At 57.6% G+C, this 16,339-nt stretch carries 12 protein-coding genes and 3 tRNA genes; 13 read left to right on the plus strand and 2 right to left on the minus strand.

Annotation, left to right across the window (positions count from 1 at the left end; genetic code table 11):
• Positions 1-13: 13 nt before the first annotated feature.
• From GWQ27_RS01335 to GWQ27_RS01370, 8 genes are all read left to right on the plus strand, one after another.
• Positions 14-340 (plus strand): STAS domain-containing protein, encoded by a 327-nt coding sequence (locus tag GWQ27_RS01335; protein ID WP_212540665.1) that lies wholly within the window; start codon positions 14-16, stop codon positions 338-340.
• 26 nt (positions 341-366) lie between these two features.
• Positions 367-2,580, plus strand: coding sequence for a chemotaxis protein CheA (locus tag GWQ27_RS01340; RefSeq protein ID WP_111589502.1), 2,214 nt, complete (start codon positions 367-369; stop codon positions 2,578-2,580).
• 15 nt (positions 2,581-2,595) lie between these two features.
• Positions 2,596-4,518: a methyl-accepting chemotaxis protein gene (locus GWQ27_RS01345; protein ID WP_275906496.1), complete on the plus strand. Its 1,923-nt coding sequence runs from the start codon at positions 2,596-2,598 to the stop codon at positions 4,516-4,518.
• Between the two features lie 12 nt (positions 4,519-4,530).
• Entirely contained in the window at positions 4,531-5,103 is a 573-nt protein-coding gene (locus tag GWQ27_RS01350; RefSeq protein ID WP_058393555.1) for a chemotaxis protein CheW, read from the plus strand.
• A 72-nt stretch (positions 5,104-5,175) separates the two neighbouring features.
• Positions 5,176-7,347 carry a methyl-accepting chemotaxis protein gene (locus GWQ27_RS01355; RefSeq protein WP_275906497.1) on the plus strand — a complete coding sequence of 724 codons (2,172 nt, stop codon included), beginning with the start codon at positions 5,176-5,178 and terminating at the stop codon, positions 7,345-7,347.
• 61 nt (positions 7,348-7,408) lie between these two features.
• The gene (locus tag GWQ27_RS01360; protein WP_021140865.1) at positions 7,409-8,212 is read left to right on the plus strand and encodes a protein-glutamate O-methyltransferase CheR; all 804 of its coding nucleotides are present in this window, start codon (positions 7,409-7,411) and stop codon (positions 8,210-8,212) included.
• 10 nt (positions 8,213-8,222) lie between these two features.
• Complete coding sequence (cheD, locus tag GWQ27_RS01365; RefSeq protein WP_005311846.1) at positions 8,223-8,693, plus strand: chemoreceptor glutamine deamidase CheD; 471 nt, start codon at positions 8,223-8,225, stop codon at positions 8,691-8,693.
• A 10-nt stretch (positions 8,694-8,703) separates the two neighbouring features.
• Positions 8,704-9,765: a chemotaxis response regulator protein-glutamate methylesterase gene (locus GWQ27_RS01370; RefSeq protein ID WP_005311844.1), complete on the plus strand. Its 1,062-nt coding sequence runs from the start codon at positions 8,704-8,706 to the stop codon at positions 9,763-9,765.
• A 53-nt stretch (positions 9,766-9,818) separates the two neighbouring features.
• Here GWQ27_RS01370 and GWQ27_RS01375 read toward each other — a convergent pair whose 3' ends face one another.
• Positions 9,819-11,051 carry a cysteine desulfurase-like protein gene (locus tag GWQ27_RS01375; protein ID WP_275906498.1) on the minus strand — a complete coding sequence of 411 codons (1,233 nt, stop codon included), beginning with the start codon at positions 11,049-11,051 and terminating at the stop codon, positions 9,819-9,821.
• A 345-nt stretch (positions 11,052-11,396) separates the two neighbouring features.
• Between GWQ27_RS01375 and GWQ27_RS01380 the strand changes: the two genes are divergently transcribed.
• From GWQ27_RS01380 to GWQ27_RS01395, 4 genes are all read left to right on the plus strand, one after another.
• A tRNA-Tyr gene (locus GWQ27_RS01380) sits at positions 11,397-11,481 on the plus strand.
• 39 nt (positions 11,482-11,520) lie between these two features.
• Positions 11,521-11,605 (plus strand) — tRNA-Tyr (locus GWQ27_RS01385).
• A 44-nt stretch (positions 11,606-11,649) separates the two neighbouring features.
• Positions 11,650-11,734 (plus strand) — tRNA-Tyr (locus GWQ27_RS01390).
• A gap of 138 nt (positions 11,735-11,872) precedes the next feature.
• Positions 11,873-12,148 (plus strand): hypothetical protein, encoded by a 276-nt coding sequence (locus GWQ27_RS01395; RefSeq protein WP_155602817.1) that lies wholly within the window; start codon positions 11,873-11,875, stop codon positions 12,146-12,148.
• Here the strand turns inward: GWQ27_RS01395 and GWQ27_RS01400 are convergent.
• Complete coding sequence (locus tag GWQ27_RS01400) at positions 12,134-15,574, minus strand: transporter substrate-binding domain-containing protein (RefSeq protein WP_275906499.1); 3,441 nt, start codon at positions 15,572-15,574, stop codon at positions 12,134-12,136. The two genes, GWQ27_RS01395 and GWQ27_RS01400, sit on opposite strands and share 15 nt — an antisense overlap.
• Positions 15,575-15,649: 75 nt before the next feature.
• Between GWQ27_RS01400 and GWQ27_RS01405 the strand changes: the two genes are divergently transcribed.
• Complete coding sequence (locus tag GWQ27_RS01405; protein ID WP_265422133.1) at positions 15,650-16,336, plus strand: response regulator transcription factor; 687 nt, start codon at positions 15,650-15,652, stop codon at positions 16,334-16,336.
• Positions 16,337-16,339 lie beyond the last annotated feature (3 nt).

Genomic DNA, 16,339 nt, shown 5'->3' on the forward strand with positions numbered 1-16,339 from the left:
CCTGGAGGCGACCATGCCGCTGCACATAGAGACGGGTGAGCACAAGACCCTGGTCAAAGTATCGGGGGAGATGACCATCTATACCGCCGCCGAGCTCAAACAGGCACTCACGCCCCTGCTCTACCGCCAGCAGACGCTGGAGCTGGATCTTTCTGGGGTATCCGAGATGGATAGCGCCGGACTGCAACTGCTGCTGGCCGCCAAGAAAACGATGCAGCAAGGGGGTTATCCGCTGCATCTGGTCATGCACAGCCATGCGGTGCTCGATGCGCTGGAGCTATGCCAGCTGGCTGCTTTCTTTGGCGATCCCACCCTTATTCCCCACGCAGATCACGCCTAGGCAGTCCCAGTGACAAGGAGGCATTCGTGAGCATCAATCTTGATCAGGCCCTGCAAACCTATATAGCCGAGGCACGCGAACTGCTGGAAGAGATGGAGTCTTCCCTGCTGACCCTGGAAAACGACCCGGAGAACAGCGAGCTGATCGGTGCCATCTTTCGGGCGGCACATACCATCAAGGGCTCCGCTGGCCTGTTCGGCTTGCAGCCCATCGTCAGCTTTACCCACATAGTCGAGGATCTGCTCGATCAGGTGCGCAATCAGCAACTGGGGATCACGACTGCGCTCATCAAGGATCTGCTGGAGAGCCGGGATCATATCGAGCGGCTGGTCTATCTGGTTGCAGAGCTAGGGTCGGCGCCAGGGGACGATGAACTGGCGCAAGACGCTCAGCTGAGGCTTAATTTGGCTCGGCATCAAACTGCCAGCCAGAGCCAGCTGCCGGAGCGCACTGCGTCAACCACCCCGGACCCGGTCAGCAAGGAGGAGGGGCACACCAGCGCCACTTCCCTGTGGCACATCTCTCTGCGCTTTGGCCCGGATGTTCTGCGTAACGGCATGGATCCCACCTCGTTTTTACGTTATCTCGGCACCATGGGTACCCTCTGCGCCATCGAAACCCTCCACGATGCCCTGCCCGACTGGGAACATTTTGATCCGGAAACCTGCTACCTCGGCTATGAACTCGATGTCGATACCCAGGCCGACAAGAGCACCCTGAGCGATGTGTTTGAATTCGTACGTGACGACTGCCGCATCACCATACTGCCCCCGCATAGCAAGATTGCTGAATACATAAACCTCATCAATGAATTGCCGGAAGACAACGACATGCTGGGGCAACTGCTGGTCAAGACAGGAGCATTGACGGCAAGCGAACTGGCTCTGGGCCTGCAAACTCAGCATGACGACCAGCGAACAGAGAACAGCAAGCTGGGAGAAATACTGGTCGCTCAGGGCGCAGTCGACGGAGTCGTGGTGGACGCGGCGCTCAAGAAACAGAACCAGAACAAGGAGAACAAAAACAAGGAGGGACGCTACGTTCGGGTGCACGCCGACAAACTGGATGAGCTGATCAATCTGGTCGGCGAGCTGGTGGTCGCCAGCTCGGGTGCCAGCCTGCTGGCACAGCGCTCGCGGGACAGCCAGCTGCAGGAGGCCAACTCCACCATCGCCATGCTGGTTGAAGAGATCCGGGACGGGGCCTTGCACCTGCGTATGGTGCCCATCGGCGACACCTTCAACCGCTTCCAGCGGGTCGTGCGGGATGTCAGCCACGAGCTGAACAAGGACATTGCGCTGGTCATCACGGGCGGAGATACCGAGCTCGACAAGTCAGTGGTGGAGAAGATTGGCGATCCCTTGATGCATCTGGTTCGCAACTCCATGGATCACGGCATAGAGTCGGCCGAGCAGCGCCTCGCGGCCGGCAAACCGGCAAGAGGCACCTTGACCCTCAACGCCTATCACGACTCCGGCAGCATCGTCATCGAGATCCTGGACGACGGTGCCGGGCTCAACAAGGCAAGGATCCTGCAAAAGGCGCAGGAGCGGGGGCTGGTGGCCGCCGGCGCAACATTGACGGATCAGGAGATCTATCAGCTCATCTTCGAGGCAGGCTTCTCTACCGCCGAGGCCGTTACCAACCTCTCGGGCCGGGGCGTCGGGATGGACGTGGTCAAACGCAACATCACGGCCCTGCGCGGCAGCGTCGAGCTGGACAGCAAGCCGGGACAAGGCACCCGGGTTCAAATCAGGCTGCCACTGACTTTGGCCATCATCGACGGCTTCCTGGTTCGAGTCAGCACCACCCATTACGTCATCCCGCTCGACATGGTGATCGAATGCGTGGAGCTGACCCAGAGTGCACTGGCTGACACCCAGGGACGCAACTACATCAATCTGCGTGGTGAGGTGTTGCCATTTGTCCGGCTTCAGCACTACTTCGACGTCGAGGGGGCAAGAGGACGCAGGGAAAACATCGTCGTCGTCAGTCACGGCGGCAAGAAGTCCGGGCTGGTGGTCGACGAGCTGCTGGGGGAGTTCCAGACCGTCATCAAGCCGCTCGGCAAGCTGTTTCAGCGCCTGCAGGGGATCAGTGGCTCCACCATTTTGGGGGGTGGTGAGGTCGCCCTGATCCTGGACATCCCCTCCCTCATTCAACATGCCATCGATCAGGAGCTGGGTCAGCTGAGCCAGTACGCCATTCCTCGCATGCAAACCCAACCAAGAGCCAATTAACGCCAGGAGCCAGTCATGTTCAAAAACTCCACCATTAAAATGCGCCTCACCATCTTGCTCTGCCTGTTATGCGTGCTGCTGCTGGCGGTGGGCGGGCTGGGACTTTACAACATGCAGAGCAGCAATCAGGGCCTGCAGAGGGTGTATAACGACCGGGTGGTACCGCTCAAACAGTTGAAAACCATCTCCGACAATTACGCCGTCGCCATCATAGACAACGTCAACAAGGCCAATGCGGGTCTCACCAGTGCCGAAGATGCGCTGCAACATATCCAGCAGGCCCAGCAGCAGATCAAGCAGGAGTGGCAGCACTATCAGTCCACCGAATTAACGGGTGCAGAACAGAAACTATCAGCAGAGGCGGGCAGCCTGTTCAGCGCGGCGGATCGCGATATCTCCCAGCTGGAGCAATTTCTTTCGACCCAACGCGGTGTCATCACTGGTACGCTCAATGACTTTGACGGCAAACTTTATGGCTCCATCGACCCCATCGGCAACAAGATAACCGAGCTGGTCAACCTGCAACTGGATGTCGCCAAATCCGAATATGAGCGGGCCCAATCCTGGTATGACACCATGCTGCTCACCATGATGGGGGGGATAACAGCAGGCATAGTGGCAGCTGCCTGGTTTGGCATCGTCCTCATTCGCAGCATCATTGCCCCCATCAATCAGGCGCTGCAGGTAGCCAACCACCTGGCAGAAGGCAATCTGGATGTCACCATCACCATTGGTGCCCATGATGAAGCAGGCCAACTGCTGATGGCCATGCAGAACATGGTCAACAAGCTGACCTCTCTCATCAATGACATTGAAACCCTGGTCACAGCGGCCGTCGAGAAGGGGGATTTCAGCTACAAGATAGCGCTGGACAATCGGCAGGGGTACATCAAGCGCTTGTCCGAGTTGCTGAACCAGTTGTCCAATGTTACTGACACCAGCCTCAAGGATGTGATGCGCATCGCCACCGCCCTGTCTCAGGGAGACCTGACCCAGAAAATTGAGCAACCCTACCCGGGCATTTTTGGTCAGACCAAGGATGGCCTCAACAGCACCATAGACGCCTTGACCGCCATTATCGAAGAGGTGCGCAACGCCGCCGACAACCTCACCAACGCCTCCAATCAGGTCAGTACCACGGCTCAATCCCTGAGCCAGGCCACCAGCGAACAGGCCGCAAGCGTCGAGGAGACCAGCGCCTCCATCGAACAGATGAGCGCCAGCATCAACCAGAATACCGACAACGCAAAAGTCACCGACAACATGGCGAGCGGCGCCGTGCTTGAAGCCACCGAAGGGGGTCGCTCGGTGCAGCAAACCGTGGCGGCGATGCAACAAATCGCCCGCAAGGTGAGCATCATCGATGACATCGCCTACCAGACCAATCTGCTGGCACTCAATGCTGCCATTGAGGCGGCACGGGCTGGTGAACACGGCAAGGGATTTGCCGTGGTGGCCGCCGAGGTGCGCAAACTGGCCGAACGCAGCCAGATAGCGGCGCAGGAGATAGGCGAGCTCTCTTCCAGCAGCGTCGATACCGCGGAAAAGGCAGGCAGCCTGCTCGACAAGATAGTGCCTTCAATTCGCAAGACATCCGATCTGGTGCAGGAGATCAATGCGGCATCCGGCGAACAGGCCAGCGCCGCCAACCAGATCAGCATGGCCATGAGTCAACTTAACCAGGTGACCCAGCAGAACGCGGCCAGCAGCGAAGAACTCGCCGCCACCGCCGAGGAGATGAGCTCCCAGGCCAACGAGCTGCAGCAAACCATGGATTTCTTCTCGCTGGCAAACTTGGCCAAGCCCTCAAAGCCGAGTGACAACTCGCATAGAGGCTCGGCCCCCAGAGGCAAGTTTGTCATGCCTGCCCAACACCCGCTGCACGGCAACACGGCGCCGCAACCCCTGGTTGACGAAGCCGACTTTGTCCGCTTTTAACCGGAGAGACCCATGAGCATGTCAACCGAAGTGGCCGCGCCCCCAAGCACACTGGCCCATGACAATCAGGGCGACGCCCAATACCTGACATTCCTGATCAATGGCGAGATGTTTGCCATCAATATTCTCGGGGTCAAAGAGATCATCGAGTACGGCAACATCACCCCTATCCCCATGATGCCAAGCTTCATCCGGGGCGTGATAAACCTCAGGGGAGCTGTGGTATCAGTGGTGGATCTCAATGCCCGCTTTGGCAATGCACCCTCCAGCATCACTCGCCGCAGCTGCATCGTCATCATCGAAGGAATACACCCGGATGACTCGGAGCATGGCAATCAGGACATAGGCGTCGTAGTGGATTCGGTATCTGAGGTGCTGACCATTCCCTGCGACGAGATAGAGCCGCCCCCCAGCTTCGGGGCTCACATCCGGGCCGACTTCATTAGCGGCATGGGCAAGGTGAATGGCAAGTTCGTCATTCTCATCAATACCGAGAAGGTGCTCTCCATCGACGAAATGGCACAACTCAGCGAACTGACCCAGCAGCAGGAACGGCAGCTGGAGCACAGAGTGCAAACCCCTTAAGCAGGGTATTAAAAACAGCAAGGGTGACGCTCACACCACACAGCAATGGCATGTCGCACAAGGATAAGGCTCATGACTCAATCATTCTTTGGCAATCTCTTCGGCAACGGCAACGCGCATGCCTTGCTGCAAACAGAACTGACCCAGCTGATAGGCGCCACACGCACCCTGCAGCAAGGGATAGCACAGGGTGACCTGCCAACCCAGCTTGAACCGGGCACACTCAGCGGCCCACTGCGGGAGCTCTGTCAGGAGTTCAATGCCGTGATCACGCTGCTGGGGCAGCGGCTCAGCAGCAGCCTCACTACCATCAGTGACAATCAGGCGCTCTATGACGAGAACCTGCGAGTACGCAAGGCGCTGGATGGCGCCTCGACCAATGTGATGATCGCCGATAACAACCTCGACATCGTCTACATGAATGAAGCCGTGCTCGCCATGCTGGGGCAGGCGGAATCCGACATCCGCAAGGATCTGCCCAACTTCGACACCAGACAACTGATGGGCAAGAACATAGATACCTTTCACAAGGATCCGTCCCACCAGCGCAGCATGCTGGCCAAGCTGGACAAGACCTACCGCGCGCAGATCTCGGTCGGTGGCCGCATCTTCTCCCTCATTGCCAACCCTGTCTTCAACGACAGCGGAGAGCGACTCGGTTCAGTGGTGGAGTGGGCCGACCGGACCAAGGAAATCGCCATCGAAAACGAGGTGAAAGCGGCAAACACTGCGGCCAAGCTCGCCGCCGCCGAAAGCCTGCGGGTCAAGAAGGCGCTCGATGGTGCCACTACCAACGTGATGATTGCCGACACAGACCTCAACATCATCTACATGAACGAGTCTGTCAGGGCAATGCTGAACGAGGCCGAGTCCGACATTAAAAAAGAGCTCTACAGCTTCAACTCCGCCACCCTGATGGGTGCCAACATCGACAGCTTCCACAAAAATCCCGGCCATCAACGCAGCATGCTGGCCAAGCTGAACAACACCTACCAAACCCAGATACTGCTCGGCGGGCGCACCTTCTCCCTCATCGCCAACCCTGTGTTCGGCGACGATGGCGAGCGGTTGGGATCCGTGGTCGAGTGGTCGGATCGCACCAAAGAGGTCTCTATCGAGCGGGAAATGTCGGAGATAGTGCAGGCAGTGATCAAGGGCGAGCTGCACCGCCGCATGGATCTGACCGGCAAGAGCGGCTTCTTCCAGACACTGGGGGAAGGCATCAATCACATTGCCGAGGTAATAGACACCAGCCTCAACGACGTCATCAGGGTGGTGCAATGCCTGGCCAGGGGCGATCTGACCCAGACGATCGAGGCCGACTATCCTGGTGTGTTCGGCACCACCAAGGACTCCCTCAATCAGACCATAGTCTCGCTGACCAACATAGTCACAGAGGTCAGAGGGGCTTCTGACAACCTCTCCAGCGCCTCTGAGCAAGTCAGCGCCACCGCCCAATCCATCAGCCAGTCGAGCAGCGAGCAGGCATCCAGCATGGAGCAGACCAGCGCCTCCATAGAGCAGATGAGTGCCAGTATCAACCAGAACACAGACAACGCCCAGATCACGGATGGCATGGCCAGCAAGGCCGCCAAAGAGGCGATGGAAGGGGGTGAAGCGGTCAAGCTCACGGTCGATGCCATGAAGCAGATCGCCAAGCGGATCGGCATCATAGATGACATCGCGTACCAGACCAATCTGCTGGCCCTCAACGCCGCCATAGAGGCGGCGCGGGCGGGAGATCATGGCAAAGGCTTTGCGGTGGTTGCCGCCGAGGTACGAAAGCTGGCGGAGCGCAGTCAGGTAGCCGCCCAGGAGATCGGCGAGCTGGCGTCCAGCAGCGTCGACATGGCGGAGAAAGCGGGTCGCCTGCTCGACCAGATGGTGCCCTCCATCAACAAGACCTCGGATCTGGTGCAGGAGATCAGCGCAGCCTCCGCTGAACAATCCACCGGCGTCAGCCAGATCAACATCGCCATGAATCAGTTAAGCCAGGTGACCCAGCAAAATGCTTCCTGCAGCGAGGAGCTGGCCGCCACCGCAGAGGAGATGAGCAGCCAGGCCGAGCAACTGCAACTGGCCATGGAGTTCTTCACCCTGGAGCAACACAAAAGCGGCGCGAGTCAGAAAGCCGCCCCCCCCCGTACTGCTACCCGAGGACGATTCGTGACTGACGGCAATGGGCAGGATGGCTTCGGCGCCTCCCCTCGCCCCCGCAACGATGGGGATTTTGTCCGGTTTTAATCGAGGGGCCGGGTGAGCATGGATCCCCCGACCCAACCCTATCGCCACAGGGAGTCCGACCGTGTATCAGACCCAGTTGCATGATGATGAATTTGCGCAGTTTCAACGCTGGATCCACCAGACGGCGGGCATTGATCTGTCACCGGCCAAGAAAGCCCTGGTCGCCAGCCGGCTGTCAAAACGGCTCTGCCACTATGAGCTGGAGAGCTATGGTGACTATTTCAGCCTGATCATGAACCAGAGGGGGGCCGAGCTGCAGGTCGCGCTGGATCTGCTCACCACCAACGAGACCTACTTTTTCAGGGAGCCAAAGCACTTCGAGTTTCTCAGCGAGAAGGTACTGGCACGACTGCCAAAAGAGAGGGGGGTGAGAGTCTGGAGCGCGGCCAGCTCATCGGGCGAAGAGCCTTACAGCCTGGCCATGACCCTGGCCGAGACATTGAGCCAGGGCAATTGGGAAGTAATCGCCTCGGATATTTCGACCAGGGTGCTGGAACAGGCGAGAGCGGGGCAATATCCCATGGAACGAGCCCACAATATTCCGCTCTCCTTCCTGATGAAGTACTGCCTGAAGGGTGTGGGATTTCAGGAGGGAACCTTCATCATCGATCGCAAGCTCAGGGACAAGGTACAGTTTCGCCACATCAATCTGAATCAGGAGCTGCCCGACATCGGCATGTTCGACATTATTTTGATCCGCAATGTGATGATCTATTTCAACCGGGACACCAAGGGACAAGTGCTGCAGCGTCTGGTGCCGCGCTTGAAGAAGGGGGGCTACCTCATCGTCAGCCATGCGGAAAGCCTGAACGGCCTGCCCCACGGCTTGCAACTGGTGTCGCCGTCCATCTATCTGAAACCATGAGGGTTTCAGAATGAAAGAGATCATGCTGCAACCAGGAGAGTTCTTTTTTGGCCAGGATGATACCATCATTCGCACCCATCTGGGCTCCTGTGTCGCCATTACCATGTGGCATCCGGAGCAGAAACGGGGTGGCATGTGCCACTACATGCTGCCAAGCCGGGCTCGCAGCGATGACCCACTGGATGGCCGCTATGCCGATGAAGCAATCCAGTTATTTATCAATGAAATAAGCAAGTACCCCGCCCCCATTCACGACTATGAGGTCAAACTGTTCGGCGGCGGCAACATGTTTATAGAACAGCAGACACTCACCACCATGAATGTGGCCATCAAGAACATCAAGGCAGCCTGGCAACTAACGCAGCACCTGGGCCTGACCATCAAGGCCCATCATCTCGGACATGCAGGACACAGAAGCCTGATCTTTGAACTGGCCAGCGGCAATGTCTGGGTTCGTCATCATCGGCTGCCACATCGTTAAGGGAACGGGAATGAAACAGATCAAGGTCATGCTGGTGGACGACTCCGCCGTGGTCAGGCAGGTGTTACAGGCCATTCTCGAACAGGAGCCGGACATCAAGGTGATAGCCACCGCCTCGGATCCGCTGTTTGCTCTGGAAAAACTGAAAAAGGAGTGGCCCGACGTGATAGTGCTGGATGTGGAGATGCCACGCATGGATGGCATCACCTTCCTCACCAAGATCATGGCCGAACACCCTACCCCGGTAGTCATCTGCTCGTCCCTGACGGAGAAAGGCGCGGAAACCACGCTGCAGGCCATGGCCGCCGGAGCGGTGGACATCATCACCAAGCCCACGGTCGGCCTCAAAAGCTTCTTGCAGGAGTCGGCACAAGCCTTGGCCATGGCGGTGCGCGCCGCCGCCCAAGCCAATGTCAAACGGCTAGGCAAGGCGCCCCCGTTGATCGTGGCGGCCAAACTCAGCGCCGATGCCATCATGCCGCCGGCAAGCCAGCATGCCATGGCCCAGACCACGGAGCGGATCGTGGCGATCGGTACCTCTACCGGCGGTACCCAGGCACTGGAAGCCGTGCTGACGAACCTGCCGCGGGTCTGTCCCGGCATCGTCATAGTGCAGCACATGCCGGAGAAGTTCACCGCCTCCTTTGCCGAGCGGCTCAACAACCTGTGCCAGATCGAGGTGAGAGAGGCCAAAAGCAATGACAGGGTCATTCCGGGTCTGGCACTCATAGCCCCCGGCGGCAAGCACATGCTGCTCAAGCGCAGCGGCGCCTATTATCACGTCGATGTCATGGATGGCCCCCTCATCAACCGCCATCGCCCCTCGGTGGATGTGCTGTTTCGCTCGGTCGCCAAGTTTGCCGGCGGCAATGCCACCGGCATCATAATGACGGGCATGGGAGATGACGGCGCTCGCGGGTTACGGGAAATGCTGGAGGCGGGGGCCAACACCTTCGCCCAGGATGAGGCATCCTGCGTGGTGTTCGGCATGCCCAAGGAGGCCATCAAGCTCGGGGCCGCCCGTCACATACTGCCGCTGCAGGATATTCACCACGCCATAGTGGGTCGATAAAGCGCGCGTTCAGCCACTGGCAAAATGTGCCCGGCCTGCCGGGCACAACTGTTTCAGGCGGGCATGTCGTCGAGCAGGGCAAACAGCCGGTCGATCTCGGCCAACGTGTTGTAGTGCATGCAACCTATCCGCAAGACCCCCTCGCTCACCCCCAACTGTTCCACCAGCGCCAGCGCATAGAAGTGGCCGGCCCAGCTACAGACCTGATGCTGGCCTAGAAATTCCGCCATCTCGACCGGCGTATGGCGGTTAGAGGTGAGGGCGAAGGTGGGGGTGCGCCCCTGGCTGTCATTGATACCATGCAGGGTAAACCAGGGGCGCTCGGCCAGCTTGGCCAGCAGATGGGCGCTGAGCTGTTGCTCATGGGCGTGGCTGCGGGAAAATGCCAGATCGAGACGGGCCTCCAGATCATGTTCGGCCGCATCCAGCCCGGAGAGGGAGGCCAGATACCCTATGGTGGCCTCGACTCCGGCTAGCGCTTCCCAGCTCTGGGTGCCGGTTTCCCACTTGCCGGGCGCCACATTCTTTGCAGGTTCCACCTTGTAAGGGGTGAAATGCTCCAGATGGCGGTGCTTGCCATACAGGATACCAAGGTGCGGACCGAAGAACTTGTAGGCGGAGCAGCCGAGAAAGTCACAATCCCAGGCCTGCACGTCAATGCGCTCGTGAGGGGCAAAATGAACAGCATCCACATAGAGCAGCGCCCCGGCCCCGTGCACGGCATCGGCGATGCGAGGGATATCGACCAGAGTACCCGTCGTATTGGAAGCCGCCGTCACCGCGACCAGCCGGGTCTTGGGGCCCAGCAGGCTGAGCAGATGCCCGTAGTCGAGCCCGCCGTTCGCCACATCTACCCTCACCTGATGCACCACAACGCCGCGATCAGCCGCCGCCTGCTGCCAGCTCGACACATTGGAGTAGTGATCCAGCCCACTGACGATGATCTCGTCCCCCGCCTGCCACTCCCGTGACAGAGCGCGGCTGACCGCAAACGTCAGGGTGGTGAAGTTGGCGCCAAAGACGATCTCCTCAGCTCTGTCCGCCCCAAGCAGGGTCGCCACTGCCTCTCTGGCTCGCTGTGCCTGCTGCTCCGTGGCTCGGGCCGAGAAAAAAGGCCCCCCCAGATTGGCGTTGAAGCGGCCGAGATAGTCAGTCATGGCGGTGAGCACTGAGTGAGGCACCTGGGCGCCGCCCGGGCCGTCGAAGAAGATGGGGGTCTTGCCATCAACCAGTTGATTGAGGGCGGGAAACTGGCCGCGCAACACGGCAATATCGAGAGGCTGCATAGAAGAGTCCACAGTCCATGTTAACAGTTGAATAACATGGTGAGAGTAAAATGGCGCAGCAGCAATGTCCATCCATGAACCGGTCAGCCATCACAGTTACATGATGAGGCCATATTTTCAGTATAAAATGCTGGCAAGCTCTCCATGGCATGCTTCTCCATCAAGGCTGGGACGCGCGGGCGACTCGCCGCTTTCATGCCGGCAATCAGTGTAGAAGTCGTTGATAAGGATGAAAAATGAGCGAAAGATATCAAAAAATGACCGACTCGCACTTTTTTGTCGCCAGATATCACCAGAAGGGGTTCACAAAGCTGCCGGATCTGGTAGTATGCGCCTCGCACTTGGGGAGGGGTTCCCGAGCGGCCAAAGGGATCAGACTGTAAATCTGACGGCTCTGCCTTCGAAGGTTCGAATCCTTCTCCCTCCACCATTCAAGTGCAAATGCAGTGACAATCAGGAAATACCCCGTGGAGGGGTTCCCGAGCGGCCAAAGGGATCAGACTGTAAATCTGACGGCTCTGCCTTCGAAGGTTCGAATCCTTCTCCCTCCACCATTTTCCCGATTGCAATGGCTGAATAACCTATGCTTTACCCCTGTGGAGGGGTTCCCGAGCGGCCAAAGGGATCAGACTGTAAATCTGACGGCTCTGCCTTCGAAGGTTCGAATCCTTCTCCCTCCACCATCATTTAGAAGACCCGGCCTGGTGCCGGGTTTTTGCTTTTTAAAATTGCATCCATTTGACACTGTCAGATCTGACAATTGCATCATCCGCTACTTTTAGAAACAGTAGCCTTCATACCTTTCAGGGACATAGCGCGCCATGTTTGAGATTTGGGATGAGACGGGACAAGCAAGCGGCTTGACGCTGCCACAGCTGCAACAGCGGCTGATCAGCTATCAGGGCGACGTCATGGTGCGCTACACCAACCGCATCGGCCTGCCGACCACGCTGTTCCTGACCATAGCCAAGGGTCAGGCCTACCAGCGCTTCAAGGCGGATACCCCCCTGCTCGACTGGTCGTGGCTGGCGCAAGCCGTGCATCCGGATGTCATCCGTGAGCCCCGGTTCTCCTATCTCAGCTCAGTCTCTTCCTGATCCCTCTTCCCGAGGACTGGCAAGCAGCAGAGTCAACTCATCGACTATCTGCTGCAACACAGCTCTGAATCCGGCCAATTCGGCCCCACACAGCTCGGCCCCCTCCTTGCGGATCTTCTCCTCCAGATGCCAGGCCTGCTGCGCCAAGTCATCTACCATCATCATGGAGATGGTGCCGGCCTGACGGTGCACCCAGTTAGCCAGCCCCTTGTCGTCGTCATGTACCAAAGCAAGGGATTGTTCCAGCTCCTGACGAAACAGCGTCATCATCTGCTCAAAAGGCTCCCCAACGCCGAAAAACGTCTGCAGGGATGTCACATCAAGCAGTTTGGGGACGGACAATATGCGCCACTTCATCAATATCTGGCGAAGCCCGTCCAACAGCACGGGTTTGCCCAGCACATCATTCATGCCTGCCACCAGGCAGCGCTGCGCCTGCTCCGGCATCACGTTGGCGGTCATGGCGATGATGGGGAGCCGCGCCAGTCCCTCAACAGTGCGCACCTGACGGGTAAAGTCGTAGCCATCCATCACCGGCATCTGGCAATCACACAGGATCAGGTCGTAACTGTGCTGTGCCAGCATGGCGAGCGCCTGCTGGCCATTCTCGGCCAGATCGCACACCAGATTGAGCTGCTTGAGCTGGCGCTGCACCAATACCTGATTAAGATGATGATCCTCGACCACCAGCAGCCGGTATGGCAAAGGCCGGGAAGTTGGCGCCACGGGAATAGGGTCGGGCAGCAGTTGCTCACCCTGGCCCAGCTGGCGATAGCACACCTCCCGCACCGCTTGCCAGGTCAAGGGATTGCTGTTGAGCCAGTAACGCCCTTCACGCAACTGATAACCCAGCGCATTGCCCAGTGGGGCAACAGAGATGCAGGGCTCAGAGAGATCCGCCCCATCGGCAAATAGCAAGTCGGCCCCCTGCCGTTCATCGCTTATCTGCACGCCCAACGACAGCAGGTGCAGGCGCAAGGTATGGCGCAGCTTGCCATCCTCCAGTGCTATAAAGGCACGCAACCCCATGAGAATGGAGTCATATTCACGGCGCAGCTCAAGAGGTAACGTGACCGAGAGCCCGATGAAAGTCCCAAGCCCGGGCGCGCTTTCCAGCCTGATCTCTCCCCCCATCAATTCGGCCAGGGTATGACTGATGCTAAGACCAAGCCCGGTCCCGCCATAACTGCGGGTGGTGGCGCCATCTGCCTGCTCAAAGGCATAGAAGATACGGGCCTGCGCCTCGGTACTCATGCCGATGCCGGTATCCTGCACCCCGATCAGCAACCGCTGCTCCCCGTCTGTTTGCGCCTCCAGCTTGATGGAGAGTTCGATAAAGCCGCGCTCGGTGAACTTGATGGCATTGCTGACCAGGTTGAACAACACCTGCTTGAGTCGCAGCAGATCCCCAGTGAAGCGGGCGCCCACCTCATCATCGACACGCAGGTAACACTGCAGCCCCTTGCGTTGTACCTCGCTGCTGATCATGGTCAACACGCTGTCGATGAGTTCGCGCAGCAAAAAAGAGCTCGGCGCCAGCGCCATCTTGCCCACATCCAGCTTGGAGTAATCGAGTACATTGCCGATCAGTTGCAACAGCCCCTCGGCCCCCCGGTTGATGATGGCAACCATCTGCCGCTGCTCCAGGTCGAGCGACGTGAAGCTCAGCTGCTCCGCCATGCCGACGATGCTGTTCATGGGGGTACGGATCTCATGGCTCATGGTGGCCAAAAATTCAGCCTTCTTGCTGGCCGCATGCTCGGCGATCTCCTTGGCCCGCGCCAGAGCCTCCTCCACCTGACGGCGGTGCAGGATCTCCTGGCGCAAACGCCAGTAGGCGATGGAGAGTGCGAGAATAAACAAGGTGACACCCGTGCCAACGGGGATCAGGGTTTGTATCAGCTTTTGCCACGGGATCCCTTCGCTGTAGTTCACCGCCAGCCAGGTATTGCGGATCTGCTGCTTCTCCTTGTCACTCATGCTGACAAGGACCCGATTGATCAGCGGCAGCAGGGGAGCATAGGTGTCACGCACTGCAACAGCCAGTTCATCCTTGAAGGGGGTGGGCGCCACTATATGCAGGCTATCGTCGAACTGCTTATTGATAAGGCGCGACACTACCACCAGATTGCCTATATAAGCATCCCCTGACCCTGCGGCTACCATGGCCAGACCGGCTTCAGGGCCCGAGACTACGCTAACCCTGATATCGGGAATGCGATTCTTTAGCTCGGCAACGAGCATGCTGTCGGTCACGATCAGATGCTTGCCTACCAGTTCGGCAAGGCCGCCCACTGTACTGTTGCCACGGGCCATGGCGATGATCACTGGGAAGGCGGTAATGGGCTGACTTATTTCCCAACCAACCATGCGTTGGCTGATACGGGTTGGAATAATGGTCAAGTCCACCTCCTGATGCAGCAATGCCTGCAGCAGCTCGGGCCAACGTTGATCAGTGCGGTAGCGATAGGCTAGACCCAGCTTGTCCTTGAACAGCGCAAGATAGTCACCGATAAGACCGCTCACCTTGCCACTGTTATCCGTGTAAGAAAAAGGCTCCCAGCCCTGAATAAAACCTAATTGCAACGGAGGAAGTCGAGAAAGCCACTCACGCTCATCGGGCCGCAGCAAAAACGCGCTATGCCCCAAGAAACTCAGGCTGTTATCCCCCAACCAGCGCTGCTCCAGAACACTGCGATCTTCCACACTCAATGCCTGAATAGCAGTGTCAAACCGGACCCCCAGCCTGGGCTTCCGCTTGCTGATCCCCAGATGCAAGCTCTCCATCAGCAAAGGGGACTGGGCCACCACGGCCAATTCGGGGTGCCGGGCAATAAATTGATTGGCAACATGCAGGTTGCCAATATAGGCATCGGCCTGCTTGTCGAGCACAGCCTGCATGGCAGAACCGGAGTCCTGAAACAGAATACGAGAGACATCGGGATAATGGAGACGGACCAACTTTTCGGTCAGAAAACCGGCTTCAATAGCAATCCTGGATTGACTTAAGGCACTGACATCCTGAAAAAAAGAGGTGTCATGGCGTACCACGACCACGGTCGGTGATGAATAATAAGGGCGCGTGTATGAAATACATTCCCGTTCTTCCGAGCGAAAGGCATCCAGTAAAATATCGACCTCACCTTTGCAACTGGCCGCATATAACCGGTTCCAGTCGGGGTATGCTTTCCACTCAATCTGGTAGTCAAGGTTCTTGGCCAAGATGGTCATCAATTCGGCGCTAAAGCCGCTGCCATTATGGCCATCCCACTGTTGATACGGCCCCCAGCCGCCCACCAACAACCCGACTTTGATAGTGGGTAAGGCGACTTTGCTTTCAGCAAGAAGAGGTTGACTTAATATACTGATATTAAATACCAATATGACGACCATGCATCGAAATATCACCACGAGAGGACACCTCATCGTGACAACCCAGAAGGAAATGACATCATATTAACGCTCGAAAAAATGCGGTGCGCAAAGTAGTATAGAAATGAGATGTTTGATAGTTTAAATATTATTCGCTGTTTTATATGGGGCTCACCTATGTCTTTCAAGATCATTCTTGCCGACGACCATCCGCTCATACTGACCGGGATCCGCAGCCTTATTGCACATAACCAACCTGGTTGCGAGATTGTTGCCGAGGCGCATCAAGTCTCCGAACTATTAAACACATTGCAGCAACATAGCTGTGATCTGTTGATCACCGATTTCAGCATGCCAGGGGATGAGCGCAGCGATGGCTTGACCATGATCCAGCAATTAAAACGGGATTATCCCACCCTGCCTATTCTGGTGCTGACCCAGATCCACAATGCCGGTATCTTGCAGTCGCTGCTCCAGCTAGGAGTGAGCGGTATTCTGCTCAAAAAAGCAGTGATCGGTGAATTGTCCGATGCCATCCGCCAGATATTATCCGGGCACAGCTATATCGGCAGTTCGGTGAAAACCCTGCTGGCCGAAGCCGGGCTGGATCATCACACCACCTCGATTCAACTCACCCCCAAGGAGAGCGAAGTTGTGCGTTTATTGGCCAGCGGCATGTCTGTCACCCAGGTGGCTGAGTACCTGCATCGCAGCGTCAAGACCATCAGCACCCAGAAAAAGAGCGCCATGTTGAGATTGGGCATTACCAGTGACAGTGGCCTGTTTTTTTATGCCAATAAGCACGGTCTTTGTTAAATA

It is taken from the genome of Aeromonas sp. 5HA1, from assembly GCF_029237245.1.
GTDB classification, from domain to species: domain Bacteria; phylum Pseudomonadota; class Gammaproteobacteria; order Enterobacterales; family Aeromonadaceae; genus Aeromonas; species Aeromonas salmonicida.